General features: G+C 61.1%; 21 protein-coding genes. 13 read left to right on the top strand and 8 right to left on the bottom strand.

Annotated features, from left to right (window positions below; all coding sequences use genetic code 11):
- Window position 1 precedes the first annotated feature (1 nt).
- On the bottom strand, window positions 2-721 hold the full coding sequence (locus tag BMZ97_RS02675) for a 4'-phosphopantetheinyl transferase family protein (RefSeq protein ID WP_175525403.1): 720 nt from the start codon (window positions 719-721) through the stop codon (window positions 2-4).
- Window positions 721-2,070 (bottom strand): lipopolysaccharide biosynthesis protein, encoded by a 1,350-nt coding sequence (locus BMZ97_RS02670; RefSeq protein ID WP_092165180.1) that lies wholly within the window; start codon window positions 2,068-2,070, stop codon window positions 721-723. The genes BMZ97_RS02675 and BMZ97_RS02670 overlap by 1 nt, the downstream gene beginning before the upstream one ends.
- A 350-nt stretch (window positions 2,071-2,420) precedes the next feature.
- Between BMZ97_RS02670 and BMZ97_RS02665 the strand changes: the two genes are divergently transcribed.
- The 9 genes from BMZ97_RS02665 to BMZ97_RS02625 all read left to right on the top strand — a co-directional run bounded on the left by BMZ97_RS02665 (window position 2,421) and on the right by BMZ97_RS02625 (window position 13,184).
- Window positions 2,421-5,282 carry a right-handed parallel beta-helix repeat-containing protein gene (locus BMZ97_RS02665; RefSeq protein WP_092165178.1) on the top strand — a complete coding sequence of 954 codons (2,862 nt, stop codon included), beginning with the start codon at window positions 2,421-2,423 and terminating at the stop codon, window positions 5,280-5,282.
- A gap of 137 nt (window positions 5,283-5,419) precedes the next feature.
- Window positions 5,420-6,076, top strand: a complete 657-nt coding sequence (locus BMZ97_RS02660; protein ID WP_244546205.1) for a class I SAM-dependent methyltransferase — start codon at window positions 5,420-5,422, stop codon at window positions 6,074-6,076.
- A 14-nt stretch (window positions 6,077-6,090) separates the two neighbouring features.
- Window positions 6,091-6,963, top strand: a complete 873-nt coding sequence (locus BMZ97_RS02655) for a glycosyltransferase family 2 protein (RefSeq protein ID WP_244546204.1) — start codon at window positions 6,091-6,093, stop codon at window positions 6,961-6,963.
- Between the two features lie 951 nt (window positions 6,964-7,914).
- Window positions 7,915-8,472, top strand: a complete 558-nt coding sequence (locus tag BMZ97_RS31125; protein WP_175525402.1) for a methanogen output domain 1-containing protein — start codon at window positions 7,915-7,917, stop codon at window positions 8,470-8,472.
- Window positions 8,447-9,628, top strand: a complete 1,182-nt coding sequence (locus BMZ97_RS02645) for a sensor histidine kinase (protein ID WP_175525401.1) — start codon at window positions 8,447-8,449, stop codon at window positions 9,626-9,628. The genes BMZ97_RS31125 and BMZ97_RS02645 overlap by 26 nt, the downstream gene beginning before the upstream one ends.
- Window positions 9,625-10,287 carry a response regulator gene (locus BMZ97_RS02640; protein WP_092165171.1) on the top strand — a complete coding sequence of 221 codons (663 nt, stop codon included), beginning with the start codon at window positions 9,625-9,627 and terminating at the stop codon, window positions 10,285-10,287. Before BMZ97_RS02645 ends, BMZ97_RS02640 begins: the two co-directional genes overlap by 4 nt.
- A gap of 319 nt (window positions 10,288-10,606) precedes the next feature.
- Window positions 10,607-11,326 (top strand): LuxR C-terminal-related transcriptional regulator, encoded by a 720-nt coding sequence (locus BMZ97_RS02635; RefSeq protein ID WP_092165170.1) that lies wholly within the window; start codon window positions 10,607-10,609, stop codon window positions 11,324-11,326.
- A 251-nt stretch (window positions 11,327-11,577) separates the two neighbouring features.
- Window positions 11,578-12,342 (top strand): response regulator transcription factor, encoded by a 765-nt coding sequence (locus BMZ97_RS02630; RefSeq protein WP_092165168.1) that lies wholly within the window; start codon window positions 11,578-11,580, stop codon window positions 12,340-12,342.
- Between the two features lie 29 nt (window positions 12,343-12,371).
- Window positions 12,372-13,184 carry a glycosyltransferase family 2 protein gene (locus BMZ97_RS02625; RefSeq protein ID WP_092165166.1) on the top strand — a complete coding sequence of 271 codons (813 nt, stop codon included), beginning with the start codon at window positions 12,372-12,374 and terminating at the stop codon, window positions 13,182-13,184.
- A gap of 78 nt (window positions 13,185-13,262) precedes the next feature.
- Here the strand turns inward: BMZ97_RS02625 and BMZ97_RS02620 are convergent, their stop codons facing one another.
- Complete coding sequence (locus BMZ97_RS02620; protein ID WP_092165164.1) at window positions 13,263-13,838, bottom strand: dihydrofolate reductase family protein; 576 nt, start codon at window positions 13,836-13,838, stop codon at window positions 13,263-13,265.
- 50 nt (window positions 13,839-13,888) lie between these two features.
- On the opposite strand from BMZ97_RS02620, the gene BMZ97_RS02615 reads away from it, so the two are divergent.
- On the top strand, window positions 13,889-14,452 hold the full coding sequence (locus BMZ97_RS02615; protein ID WP_092165162.1) for a TetR/AcrR family transcriptional regulator: 564 nt from the start codon (window positions 13,889-13,891) through the stop codon (window positions 14,450-14,452).
- A gap of 259 nt (window positions 14,453-14,711) precedes the next feature.
- Here BMZ97_RS02615 and BMZ97_RS02610 read toward each other — a convergent pair whose 3' ends face one another.
- Both BMZ97_RS02610 and BMZ97_RS02605 read right to left on the bottom strand, forming a co-directional pair.
- Window positions 14,712-15,344, bottom strand: coding sequence for a pyridoxamine 5'-phosphate oxidase family protein (locus BMZ97_RS02610; RefSeq protein ID WP_092165160.1), 633 nt, complete (start codon window positions 15,342-15,344; stop codon window positions 14,712-14,714).
- Between the two features lie 67 nt (window positions 15,345-15,411).
- On the bottom strand, window positions 15,412-15,963 hold the full coding sequence (locus BMZ97_RS02605) for a carboxymuconolactone decarboxylase family protein (RefSeq protein WP_092165158.1): 552 nt from the start codon (window positions 15,961-15,963) through the stop codon (window positions 15,412-15,414).
- Window positions 15,964-16,087: 124 nt separating this feature from the next.
- On the opposite strand from BMZ97_RS02605, the gene BMZ97_RS02600 reads away from it, so the two are divergent.
- A complete protein-coding gene (locus BMZ97_RS02600) occupies window positions 16,088-16,990 on the top strand; it encodes a LysR family transcriptional regulator (RefSeq protein ID WP_092165156.1) in 903 nt (300 codons plus the stop codon).
- Window positions 16,991-17,304: 314 nt separating this feature from the next.
- Here the strand turns inward: BMZ97_RS02600 and BMZ97_RS30565 are convergent, their stop codons facing one another.
- Window positions 17,305-17,850, bottom strand: coding sequence for a hypothetical protein (locus tag BMZ97_RS30565; protein ID WP_139221137.1), 546 nt, complete (start codon window positions 17,848-17,850; stop codon window positions 17,305-17,307).
- Window positions 17,851-18,013: 163 nt separating this feature from the next.
- Window positions 18,014-18,382: an ABC transporter permease gene (locus tag BMZ97_RS02595; protein ID WP_280141719.1), complete on the bottom strand. Its 369-nt coding sequence runs from the start codon at window positions 18,380-18,382 to the stop codon at window positions 18,014-18,016.
- 390 nt (window positions 18,383-18,772) lie between these two features.
- On the opposite strand from BMZ97_RS02595, the gene BMZ97_RS02590 reads away from it, so the two are divergent.
- Together BMZ97_RS02590 and BMZ97_RS02585 are read left to right on the top strand one after the other, a co-directional pair.
- The gene (locus BMZ97_RS02590) at window positions 18,773-19,780 is read left to right on the top strand and encodes a hypothetical protein (protein WP_139221136.1); all 1,008 of its coding nucleotides are present in this window, start codon (window positions 18,773-18,775) and stop codon (window positions 19,778-19,780) included.
- Window positions 19,781-19,937: 157 nt separating this feature from the next.
- Window positions 19,938-21,335 carry a DUF2252 domain-containing protein gene (locus BMZ97_RS02585; RefSeq protein ID WP_244546203.1) on the top strand — a complete coding sequence of 466 codons (1,398 nt, stop codon included), beginning with the start codon at window positions 19,938-19,940 and terminating at the stop codon, window positions 21,333-21,335.
- Between the two features lie 749 nt (window positions 21,336-22,084).
- On the opposite strand, the gene guaA is transcribed toward BMZ97_RS02585, so the two are convergent.
- Window positions 22,085-23,650 carry a glutamine-hydrolyzing GMP synthase gene (guaA, locus tag BMZ97_RS02580; RefSeq protein ID WP_092165150.1) on the bottom strand — a complete coding sequence of 522 codons (1,566 nt, stop codon included), beginning with the start codon at window positions 23,648-23,650 and terminating at the stop codon, window positions 22,085-22,087.
- Between the last annotated feature and the right edge of the window lie 31 nt (window positions 23,651-23,681).

Raw genomic sequence — 23,681 nt, 5'->3', positions numbered from 1 at the left:
CTCAGCGCAGAGTTCCGCTCGCCAGCACTGGGCGCGCCATCCAGATCGCGGACCAACCGCGATGCCGCGCCGCCAGCGCACCGCAATAACCCGGCGCCGGCCGCAGGTTGGCGAGTTGCCAGCGATCGGCCTCGCTCGGATCGGAATGGACTGCCAGAAGTTGCGCCACGAACGGGTCGAGCGAGACTTCGAAGCTCGACGGCGCCGCGTTCAGGCCGACACCGATCGCCTTCAGACAGGCTTCCTTGCGCGTCCAGCAGCGGATGAAGCCTTCATTGCGGAGCGCGGGCGCGAGCGCTGCGAGCGCCGTGATCTCGCCGGGTGCCAGACACCCCGACGCGACTTCGGCAGAGACCGGCCGAATGCGCTCTATATCGACGCCTACCGCCATTCCGGCCGACACCGCGACGATGGCTAATTCGCCGGAATGGCTGAGATTGAAGGCTATGGGTTGCCTCCTGTGCCCGTTCGCAAGGATCGGCTTGCCGAACATCGTCTCGACGAAGCGCAGCTGCGACGCCGAGGCGAGCGTATAGAGGGCCAGAACATGCCGCAGCCAGCTATGCGCCGCGGCGAATGCGAGCCGCGCCTTCGCATCATGGAAACGGTCGGCACGGGCGCGTTCGTCATCGGACAGGACCCAGTGCCGTTCCTGCGCCTCGGTGCTGCCGAGATCGATGTGGCAGCACCAGAGATGCACCTGCGATGACGGGATCGGCATCATGGCAGCGGCACAGCAACCGCCCTGCCGCCGGCAGAGCGAGTGCGCTCACGGGGCTCGCCAGACATCATGCCCGGCACCCGTACCACCTGGATCGTCAGGACGATCACGACGGTAAGCTCCGACAGCAGCGTGACCGCGATCAGCCCCGCAACGCCGAAGAAGACCGCAGCCGGATAGACCGCAAGTAGGTTGAAACAGCCGCCAGCGAACGTTGCGAGGAAGATCGGTCGCGTGCGCTCCAGCGCCCGGAAGGCGCAGCCCAGAGCCTGAGTCATGAGCGCCATCGGGAAGGCGAACGAATACCAGACGATCACCCAGTCGAACTCAAGTATCTCGCCGCCGTAGAGCCGATGCAACAGCCACGGGCCGAACAGGCCAAGGCCGATCACGGCCGAGGCACCAGTCAGTGCTGCAAACAGCATCGCGCGACCGAGCGTCTGCCTAAGACCAGGCAACCCGCCCTCCGCGAATGCCTGTCCGGCCAGCGGTGGAACAACGTTATCCAGCGCCTCGCGCACGACGTTCAATACGGCGAGCACGCTCTGGGCCGCCCTCAGCGCGCCAAGGATCTTGGGGCCGAAGAGTCCGGCCGTCACCAGCAGGCCGCTATAGCTCAGCACCCATTGCACCGATCCGGTGAGAACGAGCCACCGCGCCGATCGCCATTGCCGACCCGTGACCTCGGCGAGAATCTCCGGCTTCCAGCGAAACGGTCCCGACATGCACAGGCCACAGATTGCCGAGATCGTGGCAGCGCCAGCGACGGCCCATAGCGAATCCGCGACGCTGATCATGCCAGCGTGCCAGAGAGCCGCAAGCGCCCCGAGCTTCACGGCCTGATTGATCGTATCGATCAGCAGGATACCTGCCGGCCGACGGCGCGCGAACAGATAACGCCGCAGGAAATCCTGGGTCAGATAGGCAGCTGCAGCTACCGAACCCGGCAATGCAAGGCCAGCGAGCGGCGGCACCGCGCCCGCAGCGAAGGTCAGGACGGCAAAGATCGCAATGCTGGCGACAGCGACGTAACCGGCCTGGTGCAGGAAGACCACGGAGTAGTAGGCTTGCGCCTCAGCCCCCTCCTCTTTCGTCCCGATGCTCATCATGGGACTGACGATCAGGCCGAGCTGAAGGCTCATGGCGAAATACAGCGCGAGCCAGACCATCGTGTACAGCCCGAAGGCTTCGAGACCCAGTGCCCTGGCGAGCAGGATGGTCGTCAGAAAATTGCAGGCGCTGGAGAGCGCCTGATCGCCAAAGGACAGCACGGGACCGAGCATCGGGCGCAAGCGCGCCTTGCCACCGCTCAGCGCATGGCCGCCCGGCATGCCCCGATAGAGCGCCATGGTCACCCGCTCCGAAGCTGGTCGGGGAGTGAAGCTCCCGCCGATCTCATCCGCAAGCTGCGTTTCATTCCGCCTCCGCCAGAGCCTTCCGCGAAAAGTGGGTGCCGGTCTGCCGCATGGGCCATGTTCTCAACTCAGGGTCGATCACGGACGACGGCCCGACCGTATCGCTCCCATGCAAGCTTAGCGTCGTTCCCGCGGCAGCGGCGTTGCGCAAAGGGACTGCCCAGAACGGGGTGAAGCATCGCCCTCGCCTGGATGGCTACCTCCAAATCCCATCATGCTTCGAAGCGGCCGCGCGATACCCTCGCCGTCCACCGGCTGGTCGCCGCGCAGAGCGAGGATGGATCATGAAAGGAAGGCCGCCAGCTCTGGCAGAGGGCTTTGCCGACCGGCGGGCGACCGATCGCTATTTGCCTGCGCTGGCGCTCGGCTTCGCCGGATATGTCCTTTTCGGGAAGAGCTTCGCCTATCTCGGCCTGCCTCCCCTTTTCATCGGCGAGATCTTGTTCGCTCTCGGGCTGCTGGCGTTCCTCGCCTCGGGCTGCATGACGGTGCTTGTGGCCACGGTGCCGGCCGTTAGCGCGGCCCTGCTCATGGCCTGGGTCCTGCTGCGCACGCTACAGGGCTTGGGAGCCTATGGAATCGACGCACCGCGAGACGGTGCGGTCGCGCTTTATGCCGGCTTTGCCTTCATTGTCGCGGCGCTGCTGGTGGAGCGCCCGGCCAGGATCGCCCAGATCGTTGGCTATTTCAGGCTGCACGCCCGCATTCTCATCCCGATCGCCATCATCTTCTATCTCGTTGCGCGATTTTTAGGCAGTTCGATCCCGAAGCTGCCCGGCCAGGATGTGGAGGTCATCTCGGTTCGTTCGGGAGAGCTCGCGGCCCATCTCTGCGGCGCGCTCGTGCTTGTGCTCGTCGGCCTCTGCAGTGTCGGGCGCGTCTGGCTCGTTGCCGCTCTCGCCGCGGCCTTGCTGATCGCCAGTCAGAGCCGCGGCGGCATGCTGGCCCTGCTGGCGCCCTTGGTCCTGGCCATGGTGCTGAGCGGCCAGCTGCGCCGCCTCATCATCGTCGGCGGCGGCATCGCGCTGATCATGGGCCTGGCCTATGTGGCCGATCTCGAGATCGACCTGCCGCGGGGCGAGCGGCCGATCAGCGCCCGCGCGCTGGTCGACAATGTCGTGAGCATCGCCGCGCCCAGCCAGGCCAATAATCTCGACGGCACCAAGCAATGGCGATTGAACTGGTGGGAAGCCATCCGGAACTACACATTCCACGGGCCCTATTTCTGGTCCGGCAAGGGTTTCGGCGTGAATCTGGCGGAAGCCGACGGGTTCGTGGTCGGCCTCGAGCGCGGCGGCCCGCTGCTGCGCAGCCCGCACAGCGTCCATATGACCTATCTCGCCAGAAGCGGCGTGCCTGGCCTGACGCTCTGGCTCCTCACCTGCGCCAGCTGGCTCCTGGCCATGCTGCGTGCGGCGCGCCTGGCCTGGCTGCGTGGCGATGTCGACTGGTCGCGCTATTTCATCTTCCTCAGCTGCTATCTCGCCTCGATCATCATCGACGCATCCTTCGACGTCGCGCTCGAAGGACCGATGCTGGGCATTCCGTTCTGGATCCTGTTCGGGGTCGGCCTCGGCTCGCTGATGGTCTATCGCGGCTTGCATGTCATCGCGCCCGCCCGGCCCCGGCGCTTGGCAGGCACCGGGGCGCATATCGCCGGCGCGGCTGCGCTGCTGGCGGCGACCTGCCTGGGTAGCCCTCCATCCAAAGCCACGGAGATCACCAAATGCCCGAGCGGATCGATCCAGGTTCCTGCCGGCGCAACCATTCAGGCTCTCGTCGCCAAGGCGGCGCCGGGAGCGACATTCTGCATCGGGCCCGGCCTATATCGGGCTCAGCTCATCGCGCCGAAGGACGGACAGGTCTTCATCGGCCAACCCGGTGCCATCCTGAACGGAGCCGAGCTGGTTACGGATTTGCGCCAGTCAGGCCCCTTCTGGGTCACCGCAACGCCACGTCCGGGTCATCGGGCCTTCGGCACCTGCCTGACTTCGCGTCCGCGCTGCAACGATCCGGTGCGCTTCTTCCTCGACGGTCAGCCGCTCGAACCGGTCGCCGAGCTCGCCAGCCTGCGGCCGGGGACCGTCTTCGACGACCCGGCAACGGGGCGGTCCTACCTCGCCGATGATCCGCGCGGCCGCACGTTGGAGCGAACGCTGCAGCCCTATGCCTTCCGCAATGACGGTGCACGCGGCGTCACCGTCAAAGGCCTGATCGTGGAGAAATATGCGACGCCGGCCCAGCAGGGCGCGATTTTCGGCGATGAGAACCCCCGCGCCACGGATTGGCTCATCGAAGACAACGAGGTTCGCTTCAACAGCGGAGCGGGAATCGCGACCGGCGATCGGAGCGTCGTGCGCGGCAATAAGGTTCATCACAACGGCCAGCTCGGGATCTCGCCCAACGGCGCAGATGTCGTGATCGAGAGCAACGAGATCTACGAGAACAACATCTATGGTTTCGACGCAGGCTGGGAGGCTGGCGGCGTCAAGGCGGGCGATGTCGAGCGCCTGACGCTGCGCGGCAATCATGTGCATGACAATTACGGCTCAGGCCTCTGGTGCGATGTCGATTGCCGCGGCGCGCTGATCGAAGGCAATCTCGTCGAGCGAAATTCCGACGCTGGAATCTTCTACGAGATCAGCTTCGACGCCATCATCCGCAACAATATCGTCCGCCTCAACGGGACCGGGCGCGGCGGCCAGCAAGGCAGTTTCTGGGTCTGGGGCGCCGGCATCCAGATCGCGGCTTGCGAGCGGGTGAGCGTCTACGGCAACACGGTCACCGTAAGCGAAGGCAGCAGCGGCATCGTGCTCGTCGATCAGGGCCGCGAGCGGCTCGATCAGCCGCCCGCGAGCGCCGGCCATGCAAAGGCGCTCTACAGGACCGTCGGCAACGCCGTGCACGACAATAAGGTGATCTATGAGGGGCCCACCGGCCTGTCGGGCGGCGCGAGCGATGTCGCGACGGCGAGCCCGAATTTCGGGATCATCGAAACGGGTGACAATCTTTTCGACCGCAACACTTATGTGCTGCAGCAGGCGACCGAGGCCGCGCTCTTCATCTGGGGGCACGCGCCGATTTCATATGACGCGTTCCGCACTCTCGGCCAGGAGGCAAACGGACGGATCATCCGGCCGAATTAGCCACTCCCTCCCGATCTCACCAGAACGGCGTAGTCCGCAAGCTCAATAGGCCTAGTCCTCGAAGACGGCCGCCGCCGGACGGATTGCCGTTAGAATCAGGCTCCGGACCGGCACGGCTAGCGCGAGGCGAAGGCGCCATGACCATGATCCCGCAATCATTCCGTCGCGCGCATTTCCGCGAGGAAAGGTTCAAGACCTATATCCGCCCGATCATCGAGAGCGTGATCAGGACGCGAGGGTCGTGCCGGATTCTCGACCTGGGAGGCGACGCCGAGTACTGGCGGTTCGACATGCCGGCTTCAGGTGTCGAAATCTGGCTCCTGAACATCGAAGCCAGGGAGCCATCACCCGATCCGCGTTTCCACGTCGTTCAGGGGGATGCCCGCAACGTCGCGCAGTTCGAGGATCTCAGCTTCGACTTCGTCCATTCCAATTCGCTGATAGAGCATGTCGGTCGCTGGGACGACATGAAGCGCGTCGCCGCCGAGATCAGGCGGCTGGCTCCGCGCTATTACGTGCAGACGCCGAATTTCTGGTTCCCGCTGGACCCTCACAGCAACGCCCCGATCCTGCATTGGCTGCCGCAGCCGGTGCAACGGCGGATGGTGTCGCGCAAGGCGCGTGGCTTCTACGCAAAGGCGACCTCGCTCGACCACGCCATGCAGATCGTGGAAGGCACGTCGATGCTCGACCGGGCGCAGATCGCCGAGCTCTTTCCGGATGCGCGGGTTGTGACCGAGAACGTCCTGTTCCTCGCGAAATCGCTGATCGCCCTCAAGGCCTGGGATAGCTGAGCGGGAAAGCCATGATGAGCCCCGATGTCGTCTTCCTGTCCCTGGCCAGGGATTGCGCCGCGACGATCCCCTCCTTCCTTGGTCTACTCGCCGCGCTGCGGGCCGAAGGGCTGAGCGTCGTCGCATTCATCGGCGAGAATGGCTCGCGCGACGGAACCCGGGAGCTGCTTCAGCGCGAAGCGGCCAACGGGCGGATCGTTCTGGTGCCGACCCCCTTCATGGCGGAGGAGCGCGACCGGCTCAGGCGAATGGCTCTCGGTCGCGAGCGGCTCAAGAACGAGTTCGAAGCAGCCAGGCTCGAACCCCGCTTCGTCGGTGTCCTCGACATCGACAACGTCATCGCGAGCCCCCCATCGATCACCGCCCTGCTCGCGGCCGCAGCCAAACTCGAGCGGCCAGGCATCTTCGGGGTTTCGGCGACATCACGGCCGCACTACTACGATCTCCTGGCCTTCCAGGACGATCACAGATCCTTCGACACGCTGCTGGAAGAGCTGGCGGGAAGCCGGAGCAACATCTTCGCCTATTATCGGTTTTTTCGCTCAAGGATCTATCCGCACCAGCAGGCGCTCACCGATGATCGCGAGATCGAATGCGCCTCGACCTTCAACGGCTTGTGTCTCTACCGCACCGACGCCTATCGCCTCGGAAGCTATCTCCAGCCCGGCCCCAGCATCTGCGAGCACCTGGTCTTCAACCGCCGCCTCGCGGAGAGGACTGGCGCGAGGATGCTCATCGATCCCGGTCTGATCCTGCATACACCCGTCGACCACTCCCAGCAGAGCTTCCTGCCATTCGCCTGGCGACGGCTTCGGAAACTTGTCGCCTTACTGCTGCTACAGACACATCTTTCGCTCAAGGCGCCCGGCTCCTCGACCGCCAGGTGAATGCGGGCAATCGCCTTCCATCATCACGGCGACGTGCTGGTAGCCGCCGAGAGCGTACCCAGGAATCAACCATAGGCCGCGATGCAAGCGCCGTCGGTCATAACGCTGAAAAGCCTGACTAGCCGCGCGTTGGCACCGTGCCGCACCCGGTCTCGTTTACCACATTCAGTGAACGCCTGCCACAGATTACCTAAAATGACGCAGTGGAATCGACACAAATACTTGATACAATCATGTCACTTTCTGGCGATTGAATGCTTTATCTCATTTAATTGCAGTATTTGTAAAAATTCAACTCAGTTTATCCGTAAAATACCCTTATTATGCAACCAATGACTCTACGTCTAATTCCTTATATATTTAGGCAAGCCGCTCTTTACATGCTTTAAATCAGTTAAATAAAATAAACAACTATTTTCAAATTAATTTTTCATGATCATTGTTTTATATTTTATATCTAAATTCCAGCGGGCAAATTTCGTTCAATATGGTACTATATGACAAAATGAACGTATTCCTGAATTGGAGAGAGCCATTTCTTCGGCTCAGAGCGTGCCTGATACAGATTCAAACTAATTAGTTCTTGCGCCATCGGCGTTCCTGGCCACGCCTTAGAAACACCGCGGCGCCGATCTCCTAACGCATCGCGCATATGTGATAACAACCCTTGATATCTTAACTGATTAAATGCTATGAAACGATCGGGACGCAAATTTTAAATTCAACCTATAATTGCATATTATCAATTGAGTTGCATTCATTCAGCTACTTTCCTTCCGCACCAAGGAACATAAGATCTGCATTAGCTTGATACAGATCAATTACAAAAATATGATTATCGAAGAAAGGAAACACTCGCAGATCCTGCATGCCGTATAATCGACCTTGCACGAACTCCGCCGCTCGAATGCCCCTATCCGATCAGCAATCTGCTCAGGAGGGCCAGTCAACGTGCCCCCAATCATTGCCAATGCGACATCGCCCAGTATTGACTCGCTGGCCGTCGATTTCGACCATCATCGTCTCTTCGAGACTCTGGTCGCCGGCATGGCGGATTTGCTCGAAACCACCGCCGGTGCCGAAGATGCATGTGCCTATGTCAGCAGTATCGCTGCGCGATTGGGATCGGACATCGAAAAACAGTATAAGACAGCACTTGGCGTTCAGAATCTCAACCGAGATCAGCTTCTTGCAGTCCTGATCGACCTGAACAGGCGCGCTGACGGCGCCTTCTTCATCATCGAGGAAGACGAAGACCATATCGTCTTGGGCAACTGCAAGTGCCCCCTGGGACAGGCCGTCATCAACCACCCATCTCTCTGCATGCTGACGTCGAATATCTTCGGCGTGATGACAGCTAATGCAGTCGGCTATGCAGCCGTCGATCTCGAACAGACGATCGCCAGGGGAGCCGCCGCATGCCGCGTCGTGCTTCACCTCAAGCGAACAGAACTGCATCCAGATACGAGGGAATACTTCCGCGATGATGCATCTGCAGCTTCGAACTGAGTTAGACCTGGAAACCTATCTCGAGCCGTCTCTCGTTGCCTGCTGCGACGGAAGCATCCATGCGCGGAATCGTGCAGCGCACTTGGCGCTCTCCCCCCAAACTTCGATATCGTCGCTCTTCGACATCTGCTCCGGCCGCGCCGAAGCCCTGCGAACCTATCTCATTCGCTGCTCAGGCTCCCGACAGCCGTTGATCGAAAAAGTCAGCTTCAACGGAGAGGGCGGCGCCTTCGACTATCGCTGCTTTGGCAACGCTTTGGTTCCGCGACGCAAAAGCCGCCCGGCCAGCCTTCTGCTGCGCCTCCTCCCTGTGCGTGATGCAAGGTTTGCGGCGCGCGCAGAGTGTATGAAGAGATTAAGGACCGAGCGGCACTGGCGCCTTGCCATGGAGCAATCCGCCGAACTGCGCAGCGACCGCCTGCGCCTGGTCGAGCAATATTGTTTCGTCGCCGAGGCGCTGCGTGTCGCGGAAGCGCAGAATCGCCGACTCCAGGACGAGATCAAACATATCCGCACTGATGAGCGTGAGCGCATTGCCCAGGATCTCCATGACCACGCGGGCCAGGAGATGGCCCTCGTCCTCGTGGAACTGCGACGCATGCGAGACGCCGCCCACGGCCCGGCACGAGCCCGTCTCAACGACCTCGCCGTGCATGTCTCCGAGGTTGGTCGCAAGATCCATCATGCCGTCGTCGGCGGCCGGCCGCGGATTGTCGAGGAACTCGGCCTCAGCCGAGCCATCGAGATCACGGCCGTTTGGTTCACGACGGACGGCAGACTAGACCTCTCCTTCAAGAAGAAGGGAGTGGAGTCCGACGCGCTGCCCGCCGCCCTCGAAAGCGCCCTGTACCGGGTCGCCCAGGAGGCGCTGACGAATGCGCTCAGGCACGCGCTTGGCGCACAGAAAATCGATATCGTGCTGGAATTCAACTGCCAGTCGGTCTCGCTCACGATCGCCGATGATGGTGTGGGCTTGTCGACGGAAGCACAGCAGCAGGGAGAACTCGGCAGTTCAGGCATCGGGCTTCGCGGGATGCAGCAACGCATGAACGGCATCGGCGGAACGCTGCAGATCGGTCCGCGTTTCGGCAAGGGCACAATCGTGACGGCAGTCGCGCCATTGCGGCCCGAACCGCAGCAGAGTGCCCCGCCATGACGGCGCGCATCATACTGGTTGACGATCACCCGATCATCCTGACTGGGCTACGGGCTCTCGTACTCGGCTTGCCTGATCTCGAATTCGTGGGACAAGCCACGTCCGGCTCCCAGGCGCTCGCGCTCGTCCGCGACCGAAACCCCGACATCGTCATTCTCGATATGGGCCTGCCCGGCATGAGCGGCCTCGCACTGGCCGAGCGCATTCTTGAAGGGGCCCCCGCGACCCTCATCGTGATGCTGACCCATTACGAAGAGTCGAGCTACGTACAGAAGGCGCTGAAGACAGGCATTCGCGGCTACGTCCTCAAAGCTTCGTCGAGCGACAAGGTCACCCAAGCCATCAGGACGGTGCTGAGCGGCGGCATCTATATCGATTCCGAGCTGGAAGAGTTCCGCTCCGAATGGATTCGCAAGCTTTCCCAGGCCCCCAGCCCAGCCCCCGCAGCCGTTGCGAACGGGACATTGACCAACCGCGAAGTGCAGGTCCTGCGCCTCGCGGCCGTCGGTCATTCCAATAAGGAGATCGCCCGGCGCGTCGGCCTTGGTATCAAATCGGTCGAGACCTACCGGTACAGGGCCTGCAAGAAGCTGATGCTGCACTCGCGCCTCGACATCATCAGATACGGCGCCAGCCACGGTTGGATTCTCGATATCTGATGGCACTGACTAGAGCCGGATCAATGCGAAAAACCGGTGCCCACTTTTTCGCATCCTGCTCTAAGCCATCGGCGCCCTGAGCCGTCGCATTCAGACCTGTGCGGAGTACTCAGCTTGGCATCGTCGAGAAATGATGGCCATGCACAATGCGGTCCCCTCTCCTGAAGGGCGTAGCGACTTGCAGGACCGTTCCCGCTACCACAGTGCATGGGGAACTGGGGGGCAGGGCCTCGATAGCCGCCTGTAACCAAGCGGAAGTTGCGTCAAGAATTGCTGCGCCTCCCGACTGCAAAGGGCGACCGGATCGGCGGCACGAACCATGGTCAGGATTCTCGTTGCCGACGAACATGCTCTCTACCGTACAGGTTTGCGCGTCGTCCTGCAGGCCGCGCTGCCGGAGGCCGAATTTCTGGAAGCTGGCGATCTCGACAGCCTGATGCGCGCCCTGCAGGCAGAACGACACATCGATCTTGCGCTCGTCAACCTGAACCTGATGGGAGCGGCGAGTCCCAGCATTATCTGGGATTTCAAGCGCGCCTCAGCGCTGACACGCTATGTCGTCATCTCAACCGACGGTACCTTCGACCAAGTTCTGCACTACATCGCTGAAGGATTCCACGGTTTCATTTCAACGCTGCAGCGGGATGACGAGATCGTCGAAGCAGTCAGAGAGGTCCTTGCCGGGCGCCTCTCGATCCCGCGCGCGCTGACTCCGTTCGGCTCCGCTACCGAACGCCATCGTCCTCCCGCGGTTCGACAACGGCGCTCCAGCTTGCAGCAGAGCCCGTTCGGATTAACGCCGCGACAGAAAGATGTCCTGACACTCCTGGCGGATGGGCTTTCGAACCGCGAAATTGCCCAGGCACTCCACATCGCGGAGCCAACCACGAAGATTCACGTCTCGGGGTTGATGCGTGTCCTCAATGTTCGGAATCGGACGGAAGCTGCCGTAATCGCCAGAGATCTAATCCATACGTCCGCGATCGATCCGCAGTCGCGAAGCAAGCCGCGCCAGCGCAAGATCAAGCCTCGTCAATAACAATCAGGCCTTGTCTTGTAAGGTTTGTCCTTACGAGGGTCGTACTTTCCTGACAAGACGGACACATCCGAATGAACTAATTATTAACGATGATTTTCTGGCGCATATGCCAATTTGCGCAGCTCTGGTGCTCCAATTGATTACCAGATGCAAATCTGGTCTCAGGATGTCTCAAACAGATTAATGGATGTGCTGTAGTCTCAGTAGGCCGTTATCGTATCAGTTTTTGTGTCGAGTAATGGGGAAATGCGATGTCTGAACTCATCGAGACCGCCGTGTTAAGCGACAACGCACTGCTCCGGGAAGGTATTACACAGCTACTGAACGGCGCGCGTTTCCGGGTGAGCCAACGAACCGCCAGCCTCGATCTTCATAGGCACGAGAACGGTCAAAAATCCCCCGATCTCTTCATTGTCGTGATCGACGACATGTCCTGCTCCATCGTCGGCGACATCAAGAGGCAGTTCAAGAGCGCCAAGATCGTGGCCCTCGCCCTGCGCGGCAGCCGCGAATTGATGCACCGCGCCGTGCAACTGGGAGCGGTGGGATATCTTGTCGAGTCCATCTCCGCGCATGACCTCATCATGTCTCTGGAGGTCGTCATCGCGAATGGAGCCGTCTTTCCACCCGAGCTTCTGTCACAGCTCTCAGAAGTCGCGGTCGCACCGCAGCGCCTTCTCCAAGGCGCGCAGCGCAGGGCCGACGGGTCGCCCTTCTCAGGCCTTTCCGGGCGGGAGGTCAGCATTCTGGAGGGGCTTATGCTGGGCGAATCCAACAAGGTCATCGCGCGCAAGCTCGAGATCGCCGAGGCGACCGTGAAAGTCCACGTCAAGGCAATCTTGCGCAAGTTGCGTGTCAGGAACCGCACCCAGGCAGCCATGTGGGCCATGCAGAACGCGGCAACCCGGATTCCGGTCGTGGCGGAGGACGACATGGCGAGCGACATGGCGGAGGATGAGACCTTGCCGATGATCGCCGCAAGACCGGAAGCGGCCCCCTCGCCCCAGCTCTCGTAACCGACCGGCTGTAACGGCAGGGCAGTTCCATGATCGTGACAATCGTCACCCCGACGCTGAACGCCGTCGAGTATCTGAAGGAATGCATCGAGTCCGCGCGTCGGAATGCGACGCGCGATATCGACATCGAACATGTGATCGTCGACGGCGGCAGCACCGACGGAACCGTCGAGCTCGCGCTAGGCTGTGGGCTGCGCGCGCTCCAGGGCAAGGACAGCGGAATCTTCGACGCCATCAACAAAGGGTCCTTCAATTCTTCCGGTGAATTATTGGGCTTTCTTGGCGCCGATGACGTGATGCTCGAAGGCGCTGCCGCTGCGGTGGTAAAAGCTTACCGCGAAAGCCGCCGGCGCTGGGTCGTCGGAGCCATCAGATGGACCGATTCAAAAGGGCATAGCCTCGGCGGCCTCGCGGCCCCTCCGAATTGGGTAACGCCCGCAATGCTCGCTTGTCTGGGCTGGAACCCCATCATGCACATGGCGACCTATTTCTCGCGGAGCTTCTTCGAGGAACTGGGCGGCTTCGACATCGCTTACAAGGACGCCGGCGATTACGAGATGTTCTGCCGAGCCCTGACGAAGGAGCCCTACGGCCGGATCGATCGGCCGATTGCTTGCTTCCGGCGAACCGGAGTGAACAACAGCGCGATCCATGGCAGCCGAACCACGGCCGAGTGCGCAAGAATACTGGCGCGCCACGGGCCTTCCTCGAACGCGCAGCGTCTGTTCTGGCGCTTTCTGCTGAAGGCTTATTTCAACCTCGGCAATCCCGACTGGTTGCTGTCGAAAGTGGCGGATTCCACGCGAACCACGCTGAAGCTCCAGCCTAAAGCCCATTTCTGACGCTGCGGGGGACCTAGGCTATCACCCTCGCCTATCAGAGCGAAGCACCGTTCGGCCGCCATAGTGACTGGCGTCCATTCATCGCCCCGCGGTTTTCGGTGGCTTGGCATCTTCGCTTCGAGGAGAATGGTCGAAGGCGTAGTGAAGGCGAACGCAACCTTGGTCGAGCGCGTTGGTCTGAAGCAATCGGAGGCGCGTGCGAACGCCGGCGGAGGGAAAGAGTGGTCGCCCACCGCCTATGAGTTCCGGCATCACATAGATTTCGATTTCGTCCAGCGCGCATCGTTCGATGAAGGCCATCTGCAACTGCCCACCGCCGAGTATCCACACGCCCCCGTCGCTGAGGCCTTGTAACTCCGTGATAAGATCATCGACGTCGCTGCGCGTCTCCAGCTGTCCCTTTGGATTCGGAATCGGCCGAGACGTGACAACCAGCACACGCTGCTCGCCATAGGCCCAGGGCGAATCGTCTCTAGCGAGAAAGTCATAAGTGCCCCGGCCCATGACGACTGTTCTTATGCGCTTGATGAAGTTCCGATAATCGTGCTCGCCAAGGTCAAGGTCATTGTACTCAAACAGCCATTCAAGGCTGTCCTCCTCGGTGGCTATGAATCCGTCGAGGCTGGTTGCGATGTACCCTAGGATCTTGGCCATGCACGGCGCCTCCACTTTATTATAAACGAATGATCGTTTATAATTATCGCATGGGTAGAAGCAAGACGATTTCGGACAGCGCAGCGCTCGAAAAGCTGTTGGAGGCGCTGGAGAAGGAAGGGCCGGAGGGGTTTTCATTCTCCAAGGCGTCTCGCGCCGTGGGGCTGTCCGCCCCCACGCTCGTGCAGCGTTTCGGCACTCGCGAGGCGATGATCGAGGCCGTTCTGCTACACGCGTGGGATCGCCTCGAAGCCGTTACCGCAGCAGCTGATGCCGAAGCGCCGGCCGATCCAGCTGGTGCCGTCTCGATGCTGTTGCGGCTCATGCCCGATGGCAGCGCCGAGTACAACCTGACCGACGGCTTCCTTCTATTGCGGGAGGATATTCGAAATCCGACGCTTCGGGCGCGGGGAGCCGCTTGGGGGACCTATCTCGCCACAGCCTTGGGCAGGCGGCTAACTAACCAAGCTGCGCATGCCGAGCGAATGGGTTGGCAGATGGCCAGTGTGTGGCAAGGCGCTCTCATCTGGTGGGCATTCAAGCGCGATACCGATCCTGACGCGAGCATCCAGGCCGTACTTGAAGATTGGTGTCGGAGCGTCGGCGCGATGTGACGGATCACGGGATCGCGCTTCAAGCTTCAAACCGTGACTGGTGGCGAAAGTGCCATCGTACTCTTCGCTACATGCTGCTGCGGCCCTGGGCTGGTCGCCCCCTGGAGGAAATCCCATGCAGAGCCTGATCCTCGCAACGAGCGACCTGGGCTATCACCCTCGCCTATCAGAGCGAAGCACCGTTCAGCCGCGAATATGACGGGTTCAACGCAGCGACGGCGCTGGGGGGGCTCAGACGTTTCCCCGGGCAGGGTCCGATTTAGCCGAGCGACGCCCCGAATCCAGCCGCTTTCAACCTGGAAATCTCGGCCTCCAGCGTCGCGATACGCCGGTCGCGCTCCGCGAGCGCGGCGGCGACGGCGTCGGCCGCTAGAAGCTGCGGGATATGCTGCGGGCAGTTGGCATCCCAGGCGGCGATGTCGAACAGAAGCGCCTGCTCCGGCACTCCGGCATAGCCCGCAACGCGCAGCGTCTCGATCAGGGCGCTATCGCCCTCGACGACACGCGCCCTGCCCCAGATCTTGATACGCTGCCGGCTCGCATGATCGATCAGGAAGAGATGGGCCTTCGGGTTCTCCGACAGATTTCCCATCGTGACGTATTGCCGGTTGCCCCGGAAATCGGCGAAGCCCAGCGTCCGCTCATCAAGCACGCGCAGGAAGCCGGGCGGCCCGCCGCGATGCTGGATATAGGGCTGGCCGTCGGCGCTCGCGGTCGCAAGGAAGACGCTGTCGCGCGCCGCGATGAAGGTCGCGAGATCGGGAGTGACGGTCGTCTGCCAGCCGCCACGCTCCTCCATCTTGCGATAGCCGCCACGCGAGCCCCTGCGGCTCTGGACCGCCTTCACCGCCGGCGTGAAGGCGATGTCGCTGGCAAATTCAGTCTCTGACATCGGGACGCTCCCGAACCGGCGACGTCTCGGCGTCGCCAGCTCTTGCGAAAAGGTGGGGGGCCGGCGCTCAGGAGGCCAGGCGCAGCTCAACGGCGGGAAAGTCGATCACCGTGCCGGCAACCTCGTTGACGTAGTTCGTCAGCGTGTTCAGCGCGACATGGGCGACGATCTCGACGATCTGCGCGTCGTCATAGCCCGCCGTCTTGACCGCTGCGACGGCGTCAGGACCGACATGGCCGCGCTCGCGAACGATGCTCACGGCGAAGGCGATAGCAGCCTGAGCCCTGGCGTCGCTGGAATGGCCGTGGCGGTTGGCGAGGATCTCGGCGTCATCGAGCTTGGCGAGGTTCTTGCCGAGATAGCTGTGCGCCGCCAGACAATAGCTGCAGCCATTGACCTGCGCCACGGCGAGCGCGATCCGCTCGCGGGTGCGTGCATCAAGCCTGCCCTTGGCCAGGGCGCCGTTGAGGCCGAGATAGCCTTCGAGCGCAGCGGGCGAGTTGGCCACGACGCGAAACAGGTTCGGCACCGAGCCGAGCTGCTTCTCGACGGCGGTCAGGGCGGCACGAGCGCCCTCGGGGGCTTCAGCGATCGAGGCGGGGGTGTGAATCGCGGACATGGTTTCTTCTCCGGGTCGGCGCATCGGGAGCGGCGCCTTGACCACCGGAGAGATAAAACTTGCGCCAGAAGACGATAATCCTTTCAGTTATCATCTCACTATTGCGCTCAGAGGAGCAATCGCCATGGACCGGTTCGCGACGCTGGCAGCCTTCGTCAAGGTCGCGGAACTGCGCGGCTTCGCGCCGGCGGCGCGCAGGCTCGGCCTCTCTCCGTCTGCCGTGACGCGGCTCGTGGCAGCACTGGAGGAGCATCTCGGCGTGCGCCTGCTGCAGCGCACGACACGGTTGGTGACGCCCACCGACGAAGGCGAGCGCTATCTGCTTCAGGCGCGCCGGATCCTCGCCGAGCTCGACGAGGCAGATGCCTCCCTGCAGGCAACGCGAGCTGAGCCGTCAGGCCGGTTCACTGTCTCGGCGCCGCTCGTCTTCGGCCGCTTGCATGTCGGCCCGCTGTTCTCGGCTTACCTCTCGCGCTACCCCGCCGTGCACGGCGAACTTATCCTCTCAGACCGGATGATTAACCTGATCGACGAGGGCGTCGACGCCGCCGTCCGGATCGGTCATCTGGCGGATTCCAGCCTAAGATCACGCCGCATCGGCGAGACGAGGCGTGTCGTCGTCGCCTCGCCGGACTATCTCGCTCGCAGTGGCGCACCCGGCGATCCCGCCGACATCCGCACGCATCGCTGCATCCATTTCTCAGGCTTTGCGCCCGGGAGCGACTGGGAGTTCGAGCAGAATGGGGCGAAGGCGCGCGTCACGATCGACGCATCCTTCGTCACCAACAGTGCCGACACCGCCATCCAGCATGCCATCAGCAGTGGCGGGCTGACCATGGTGCTAGCCTATCAAGCGGCCAACGCCATCTGCTCCGGCGCGCTCAGGATCGTCCTTGCGGAGTACGAGCGCCCGCCCCTGCCGATCCAGATCGTCTACCCGACATCGCGCCTGCTCTCGGCCAAGGTGCGCGCCTTCATCGACATGGCGGTGACGGACACGGACTGGTCCTTCACCACCCTGGGCTGACGACGACCACCGAGATCGGGCCGCGCGTCAGGCCGTCCGCGCCGCCGCCTGCCCGAACAGGTTTTTCTGACCTCCTCGGTCACCGCCGATGGGCGGAGAAGGGCCCGCCCGTCTCATAGGCCCGTAGGGTTGCCGGCCGCTGGCGCTCGGTCTGGACGCAAAGGCGCGGCTCTCCTTGGCTGGTCTTGCTCCGCAACGCGCGAAATTGCGCGCGCCCGCAGGCCGAGCGATTTCGCGCCATGGAACATCGCTCACGTGAGGCTCCACCGGCCTCCCCCTGGCCGAGCGTCTCACCGTGATCCTGTCGGCGACCTTCAGTTGAATTGAATGATCTGGTTCAGGGCTGGATTTGGATTCACCGCGGCCCGGATGCGGGCGGCCACATTCGGCGCTACCATTTTCAAGTAGTTTGGATTCTGCATATAGGCTCGAATGGCTTCCGCCATCAGTTCCGCGCGCGCATCGGCACCGAAACACCCTCGCTGTTCAGGATCAAACCCATGATATTCAGGAGACCGATACGAATCAAGATCGGCTGGATCAAGTTCTGCGCCGGATTTTCTGTCTTCATTCAGCCGAGGATTATTGCAATCATTGTAAATGAACCGCAATTCATGCTGAATATCATCCTGATTGATTGCTGATATCATTTCACCCGACTCATTGCGGCACGGCTGACCTGCCCTGTGGTCTATGATGTGACCGAGCATATGGCCCAGAATCCTGTCGGCCGACGCGGCATCAAATTCATGCAAATGAGAGAGCTCTCGCCGAAAAGGGCAGTTGGGGAAGAGGTTCTCGTTCCCGGCAGCTTCAAAAAACGCCCGGATTGCCTCCCCCGGAGGGCGATCGTTCGACATACTCTTGCTCCGTGCTGAACGCCTCGATAGCACCTGATGGCTTGGTCGCTCAATCGATGACCACACCGCTGGCGTTCGGGAATGTCGCCATTCTACTTCTAGACGGTCAGACTCAGTATCCATGCTTTCGGCAGGTCCGGAACTGCGCCAAAGCGACGAAGAGCTAGCGTTCTTTCCGTGTGGGATTGAGTGCGTCGTTCAAGGCGTCGCCGATCAAATTGAGCGCGAGCACCGTTGCGATCACAGCCGCCGAAGGTACCAGCGTCATGTACCATGCCGTGCGCAATGATGGCCGTGCGGCCCCGATCATGGTTCCCCAACTCGTTGCGTTGGGATCGCCCAACCCGAGAAAGAAGAGGCTCGCTTCGATGATGATCGCCGTCGCCACGAGCACCGAGGAGGCGACGACAATGAGTGCCACGCAATTCGGTAGAATCTGACGGAATATGATCCGCGTGTCGGACATGCCCATCGTCCGGCAGGCCAGGACAAAATCCATGTTGCGCAAGCGCAGGGTTTCCGCGCGGACCAGTCAGCGGGGGCGGATCAGCGCTCCGATCGAAGTAATCAAGCGCAATCAACGGGGAACCGCCCCGTCGATAGAGCCGGCTAAATGTTGATGCCCGCAGCAGATGCGTTGTATTTTGGGCCAGTCCCGATTCCTGTCGTCGGGATTTTATGCGAGGCTCTTAATTCCAGCAGCGCTCCCATAGGCGCAGATATGAGATTTGTCCTATTCCACGCCATTGACGCTGTATCCGCCAGCGACCGGGGCAGCCGAAAAATTCTGCCGGAGCAACATGTGACCCTGATGCCCCGGAACCGTCGATGCCGGTGACCGCAAACATTTCCACTCAGAACGAGCTGCAGGATTTGCCGTTTCTCGAGGCCTCAACCGGATCAATCGACAGGAGCCAATACCGTGCCAAACAATAATTTCATCGCAGAACCAGCTAGCCAAAGGGTGCGCCGCGATGATCGCAGTCAATCCAGACCTGTATTTTTTAAATCTCTCTCACGGATCGTCGCGAGCGTCGCTTTGCTACTGGCTTCCAGCGCCGCCTTCGCCGCCGACGTGCCTGGGAAGAAAAGCCCGCCTGCCCCGCCGGAGGCGTCTCAGGCCTGCCTGGAAAAGAATGGCCTTGTGAACGATGTCTTCGGCTTCAATGGCGGTTCCGATGTCAACGACTGGAAGGGCTTGTCGCTGTCCGGGACTTACGGCGGCTCGTTTGGCACGCGCGCAGGCTATTTGAATTCCCATTCCGGCAATCTTCAGGCGACCTATAGCCCCTACCCTTGCGTCGAAGTCGATCCATATGTTTTTGGCGGCGTCACCGGCTCCAAAACCTTCGGCGTCAAGAGCAATGGCTCGACGGAGGGAGCAGGCATCGAATTGAAGTATAAGCTATTGGGCCGCGATCCCCATGGCTTTGGCTTAACCTTCGATCTTGTCCTGCAAGGCGCGGCGACCAACGGCGCTTACTACACCGTCGTTGGGCGGTCGGACAACGTCTACGACACGGCCTTCTCGATCTTCGCCGACAAGGAATTGGTAGCCGGAAAGCTCTACGGCGCGCTCAACGTGAGCTATGACTGGAATTTTCAGGATCTCGGGGGTCCTCGGAACGGCTATGCCAATACCTCGATCGCGCGGTTTGGCGCGGCTCTGGCCTATCAGATTTCCGATGGCCTGTTTGTCGGGGCCGAAGGCAGTCATTTCCGACGCTACGACAGCATGGCGTTCAACAAGCAACTCGGTTACGCCACCTTCCTGGGGCCAAATTTCTATTGGGCCTTCACCAAGAGCTGGGCGCTGTCTGGAGCTTGGAATCTTCAAGTCGATGGCCGAGCCAAGGGAACCAGGAACGATCTCGACCTCACGAACTTCTCCCAGCACATCGTCAAGCTGAAACTCAATCACGATTTCTAACCCTTCCGGCCCGATGGAGATCTCTCGGGGTTCGGACGGTCTCTGCGGCATGACCGGTCGCAGTTCGCCGCGCAACTGAATTGCAGTCCGTCGCCTTTCACGCTTCCATGACGTAGTTTGGGCGTCGGAAGAGGAAGGAACTCCTATGGATGGCCACATGCAATCGAGCCAGGAGCGCTTCAAGAACGGCAAGGCGTTGCGCGTACAAGTGCCTCGCGAGCAGCATTCCAAACTTAACGGCTTCAAAGGCCGAGATCCGGTAGCGATCCTGGCTGAGAGCGATCCCTCCCGGGTCCAATCACTTCTGCCGGTGCGCTACGCCCGCATGCTTCAGAGCCCTTTCACTTTTTTGCGCGGAGCGGCCGCAGTGATGGCCGCGGATCTAGCGAACGCGCCGATGGTTGGGATTCCTGTTCAGGCTTGCGGCGATTGCCATCTCATGAACTTTGGCGCCTTCGCCACGCCCGAGGACAATATCCTCTTCGATATCAATGACTTCGATGAGACGCTACCAGGTGTCGATTTCACAGTCGATCTCAAGCGTCTCGCGGCCAGTGTCGCGGTTGCAGCCCTTGCAGCGAATCTTTCGGAGAAACGGGCACGCGCGCTCAGCGAAGCGACAGTCACAGCTTACCGCGAGCGCATCTTTGCCACCTACGCGCTGTCTCCTCTGCAGGTCTGGCACAGCCGGATAGACCTTGAGCAGCAGATTACAACGATTACTGATAAAAATTTGCGACGGAAGCTTGGGACGATTATCCGCAAGGCGCGTGGTGGTGGGCTGGAACAGGACGACAACTTTCCGCACCTTGTCGCCGGTGACAAACCTCGCATCGCCGATAGCCCGCCGCTCATCTATCACCTACAAAACGACGATTCAGGCCAAGATCTTGATGTCGCGAGCGTCTTTGCCGCCTATCGCGAAACACTTGCACCGGATCGCCGGTATGTCGTCGATGGATACAATCTTGTCGATCTCGCCTTCAAAGTCGTCGGTGTCGGTAGTGTCGGAACGTTTTGCGCGATCGGACTGTTCATGTCAGGCGACAAGGCGCCGCTCTTCCTGCAAATCAAAGAGGCGCAGCATTCGGTTCTTGAAAGAATCGATCCTCACCTTCGTCGTCAAGGACACCAAGGCCAGCGTGTCGTCGAAGGTCAACGAGCGCTACAAGCGGCAAGCGATATTTTTCTCGGCTGGACCCAAGACCAAGCCTCGGGCCGACACTTCTATATCCGTCAGCTCAAAAACCGCCGGCTCGGGTCGATCGGGGAATTGGTGGAGGCAGAAGCTCTCGCCGACTATGCCGCGCTATGTGGCCGAACACTGGCGAGAGCTCACGCTCGAACTGGCGACGCAGCCATGATTGCTGGATATATGGGCAAAGGTCGTTCATTTGACGATGCGATTGCCGAATTCTCTATGGCTTACGCGGAGCAAACGCGACTGGATCATGCCGCACTCGTCGTAGCAAGGAGCGCTGTTGCCGAGAAAGGCACGGCCACAAAACCGAAGGTGGCACCGTCGGTTAGATCGGCCATGAAAGCCCGCGCTTGAACGGGCGTCGCTCCAGACGCTCAGGCGACGAGTGGGGGGCAGGATGGAAAGTGTCGATCAGCTGACGCCAAAAACGATAGTCCCTCTTCGACGGATCTCAGTTTGGGGTCCCGGCCCTGTTTGATCCGCTCCCGTTGAATTGGTCCACCCTGGAGTATGTCTTTTGGCAGACAGGAGGACCGAGATGCCATCACGCCCGTACCTGCCCAGGTAGACGGTCTCCCGACGGCCGTTGAGCCTTTAGTCTAGAGCAATTCCGCGCTTCTCCGAATCGCTCTAACTCTTTGTTTTATCGCATTTTCTTCACGCGAACCGGTGTCCACTTCGCTCGAAAACGCTCTAAGTGAAATGAGATCGCACCACTGGGCATGACGCGAACATACATGCCGTCACGGTCAGCAACTTTCTAAATTTTCTCTTTTGGTTTCAATGTCTTGATGGCGGCGTCCGTCAGCGTCCCTACTGGCTCCTGAAAAGTACCGTCAGCACAAATTCGAGGCCTCGAGACAGATATTATCCATTGAATTCAATGGTTTAATATGAAGAAAGCACCGTCACAAGACTCATTGCCCACGGCGGTGCTTTCAAAAATGCGGCTAAGCAATGTGCCCAAGGTCCGTCAGACGGACCGCCAGTGCCAAACTCTACCTACCGATAGCTGCCGATCGCTATCGAGGTGATTTATTTTTGTTTTCAGTAGCTTACGTCGTACCATGGCGTGCTATCGGCGGCGTTCGGGTCGGCCAAAATCATTCCCACTCGATCGTGCCGGGCGGCTTGCTGGTCACGTCGTAGACGACGCGGTTGATGCCCTTGACCTCGTTGATGATGCGGGTCGCGGTGCGACCGAGGAAGGCCATGTCGTAGGGGTAGAAATCGGCCGTCATGCCGTCGACCGAGGTCACGGCGCGCAGTGCCAGCACGTGGTCATAGGTGCGGTAGTCGCCCATCACACCGACGGTGCGCACCGGCAGCAGCACGGCGAAAGCCTGCCAGATCACGTCGTAGAGCCCGGCCTTGCGGATCTCGTCGAGATAGATCGCATCGGCCTTGCGCAGGATGTCGAGCTTCTCCTTGGTGATCTCGCCGGGGCAGCGGATGGCGAGGCCGGGGCCGGGGAAGGGATGGCGACCGACGAAAGCCTCGGGCAGGCCAAGTTCGCGGCCGAGCACCCGGACCTCGTCCTTGAAGAGCTCGCGCAAAGGCTCGACGAGCTTCATCTTCATGCGCTCGGGCAGGCCGCCGACATTGTGGTGCGACTTGATCGTCACCGACGGACCGCCTGAGAACGAGACGCTCTCGATCACGTCAGGATAAAGTGTGCCCTGGGCCAGGAAATCAGCACCACCGAGCTTCTTCGCTTCCTCGTCGAAGACCTCGATGAAGAGCCGGCCGATGGTCTTGCGCTTGGCTTCCGGATCGGCGCCGCATTTGGCGAGCTCGGAGAGGAAAAGCGCTTCGGCCTCAACATGAACGAGCGGGATGTTATAGCTGTCGCGGAACAAGCGCACGACCTCTTCGGCCTCGTTCATCCGCATCAGGCCGTGGTCGACGAAGACGCAGGTGAGCTGAGCGCCGATCGCCTCATGGATCAGCACGGCTGCGACAGCCGAGTCGACGCCGCCGGAGAGGCCGCAGATGACGCGGCCCTTGCCGACCTGCGCTTTGATCTTGGCGATGGTCTCGGCGCGATAGGCCGCCATGCTCCAGTCCGGCACGCAACCGCAGATGGTCACGACGAAGTTGCGCAGCAGCTTGCCGCCATCGGGCGTATGCACGACCTCGGGGTGGAACATGGTCGAATAGAAGCGCCGATCCTCGTCGCTCGCCACCGCATAGGGCGCGTTCTCCGAGGTCGCCTTGACCGAGAAACCAGCCGGCAACTGCGTAACGCGATCGCCATGGCTCATCCAGACGGGGTAGCGACCGCCCTCCTCCCAAATGCCTTCGAACAGCGCCGAAGGCGTGACGATCTCGACATCGGCCCGACCGAACTCGGCTGCGTGGCCGCTCTCGACCTTGCCGCCGAGTTGATGCGCCATGGTTTGCTGGCCGTAGCAGATGCCAAGCACCGGCAGGCCAGTCGAGAACACCTCCTGCGGCGCGCGGGGCGAGCCCTCATCCGGCACGGAGGCCGGGCCGCCGGAGAAGATCACGCCCTTGGGCTTGAGGCGCTGGAAGGCCTCGGATGCCGACTGGAATGGCGCGATCTCGCAATAGACGCCGATCTCGCGCACGCGACGCGCGATCAGCTGCGTCACCTGGCTGCCGAAGTCGATGATGAGAATGGAGTCGTGAATTTTTTCGCTCGTCATCGCGTTCGGTTAATGGATCGCGCGCGCGCGT

The sequence above is a fragment of the Allobosea sp. OK403 genome (assembly GCF_900113835.1).
GTDB lineage: Bacteria > Pseudomonadota > Alphaproteobacteria > Rhizobiales > Beijerinckiaceae > Allobosea.
This window is presented reverse-complemented; position numbering and strand designations above follow the sequence as displayed.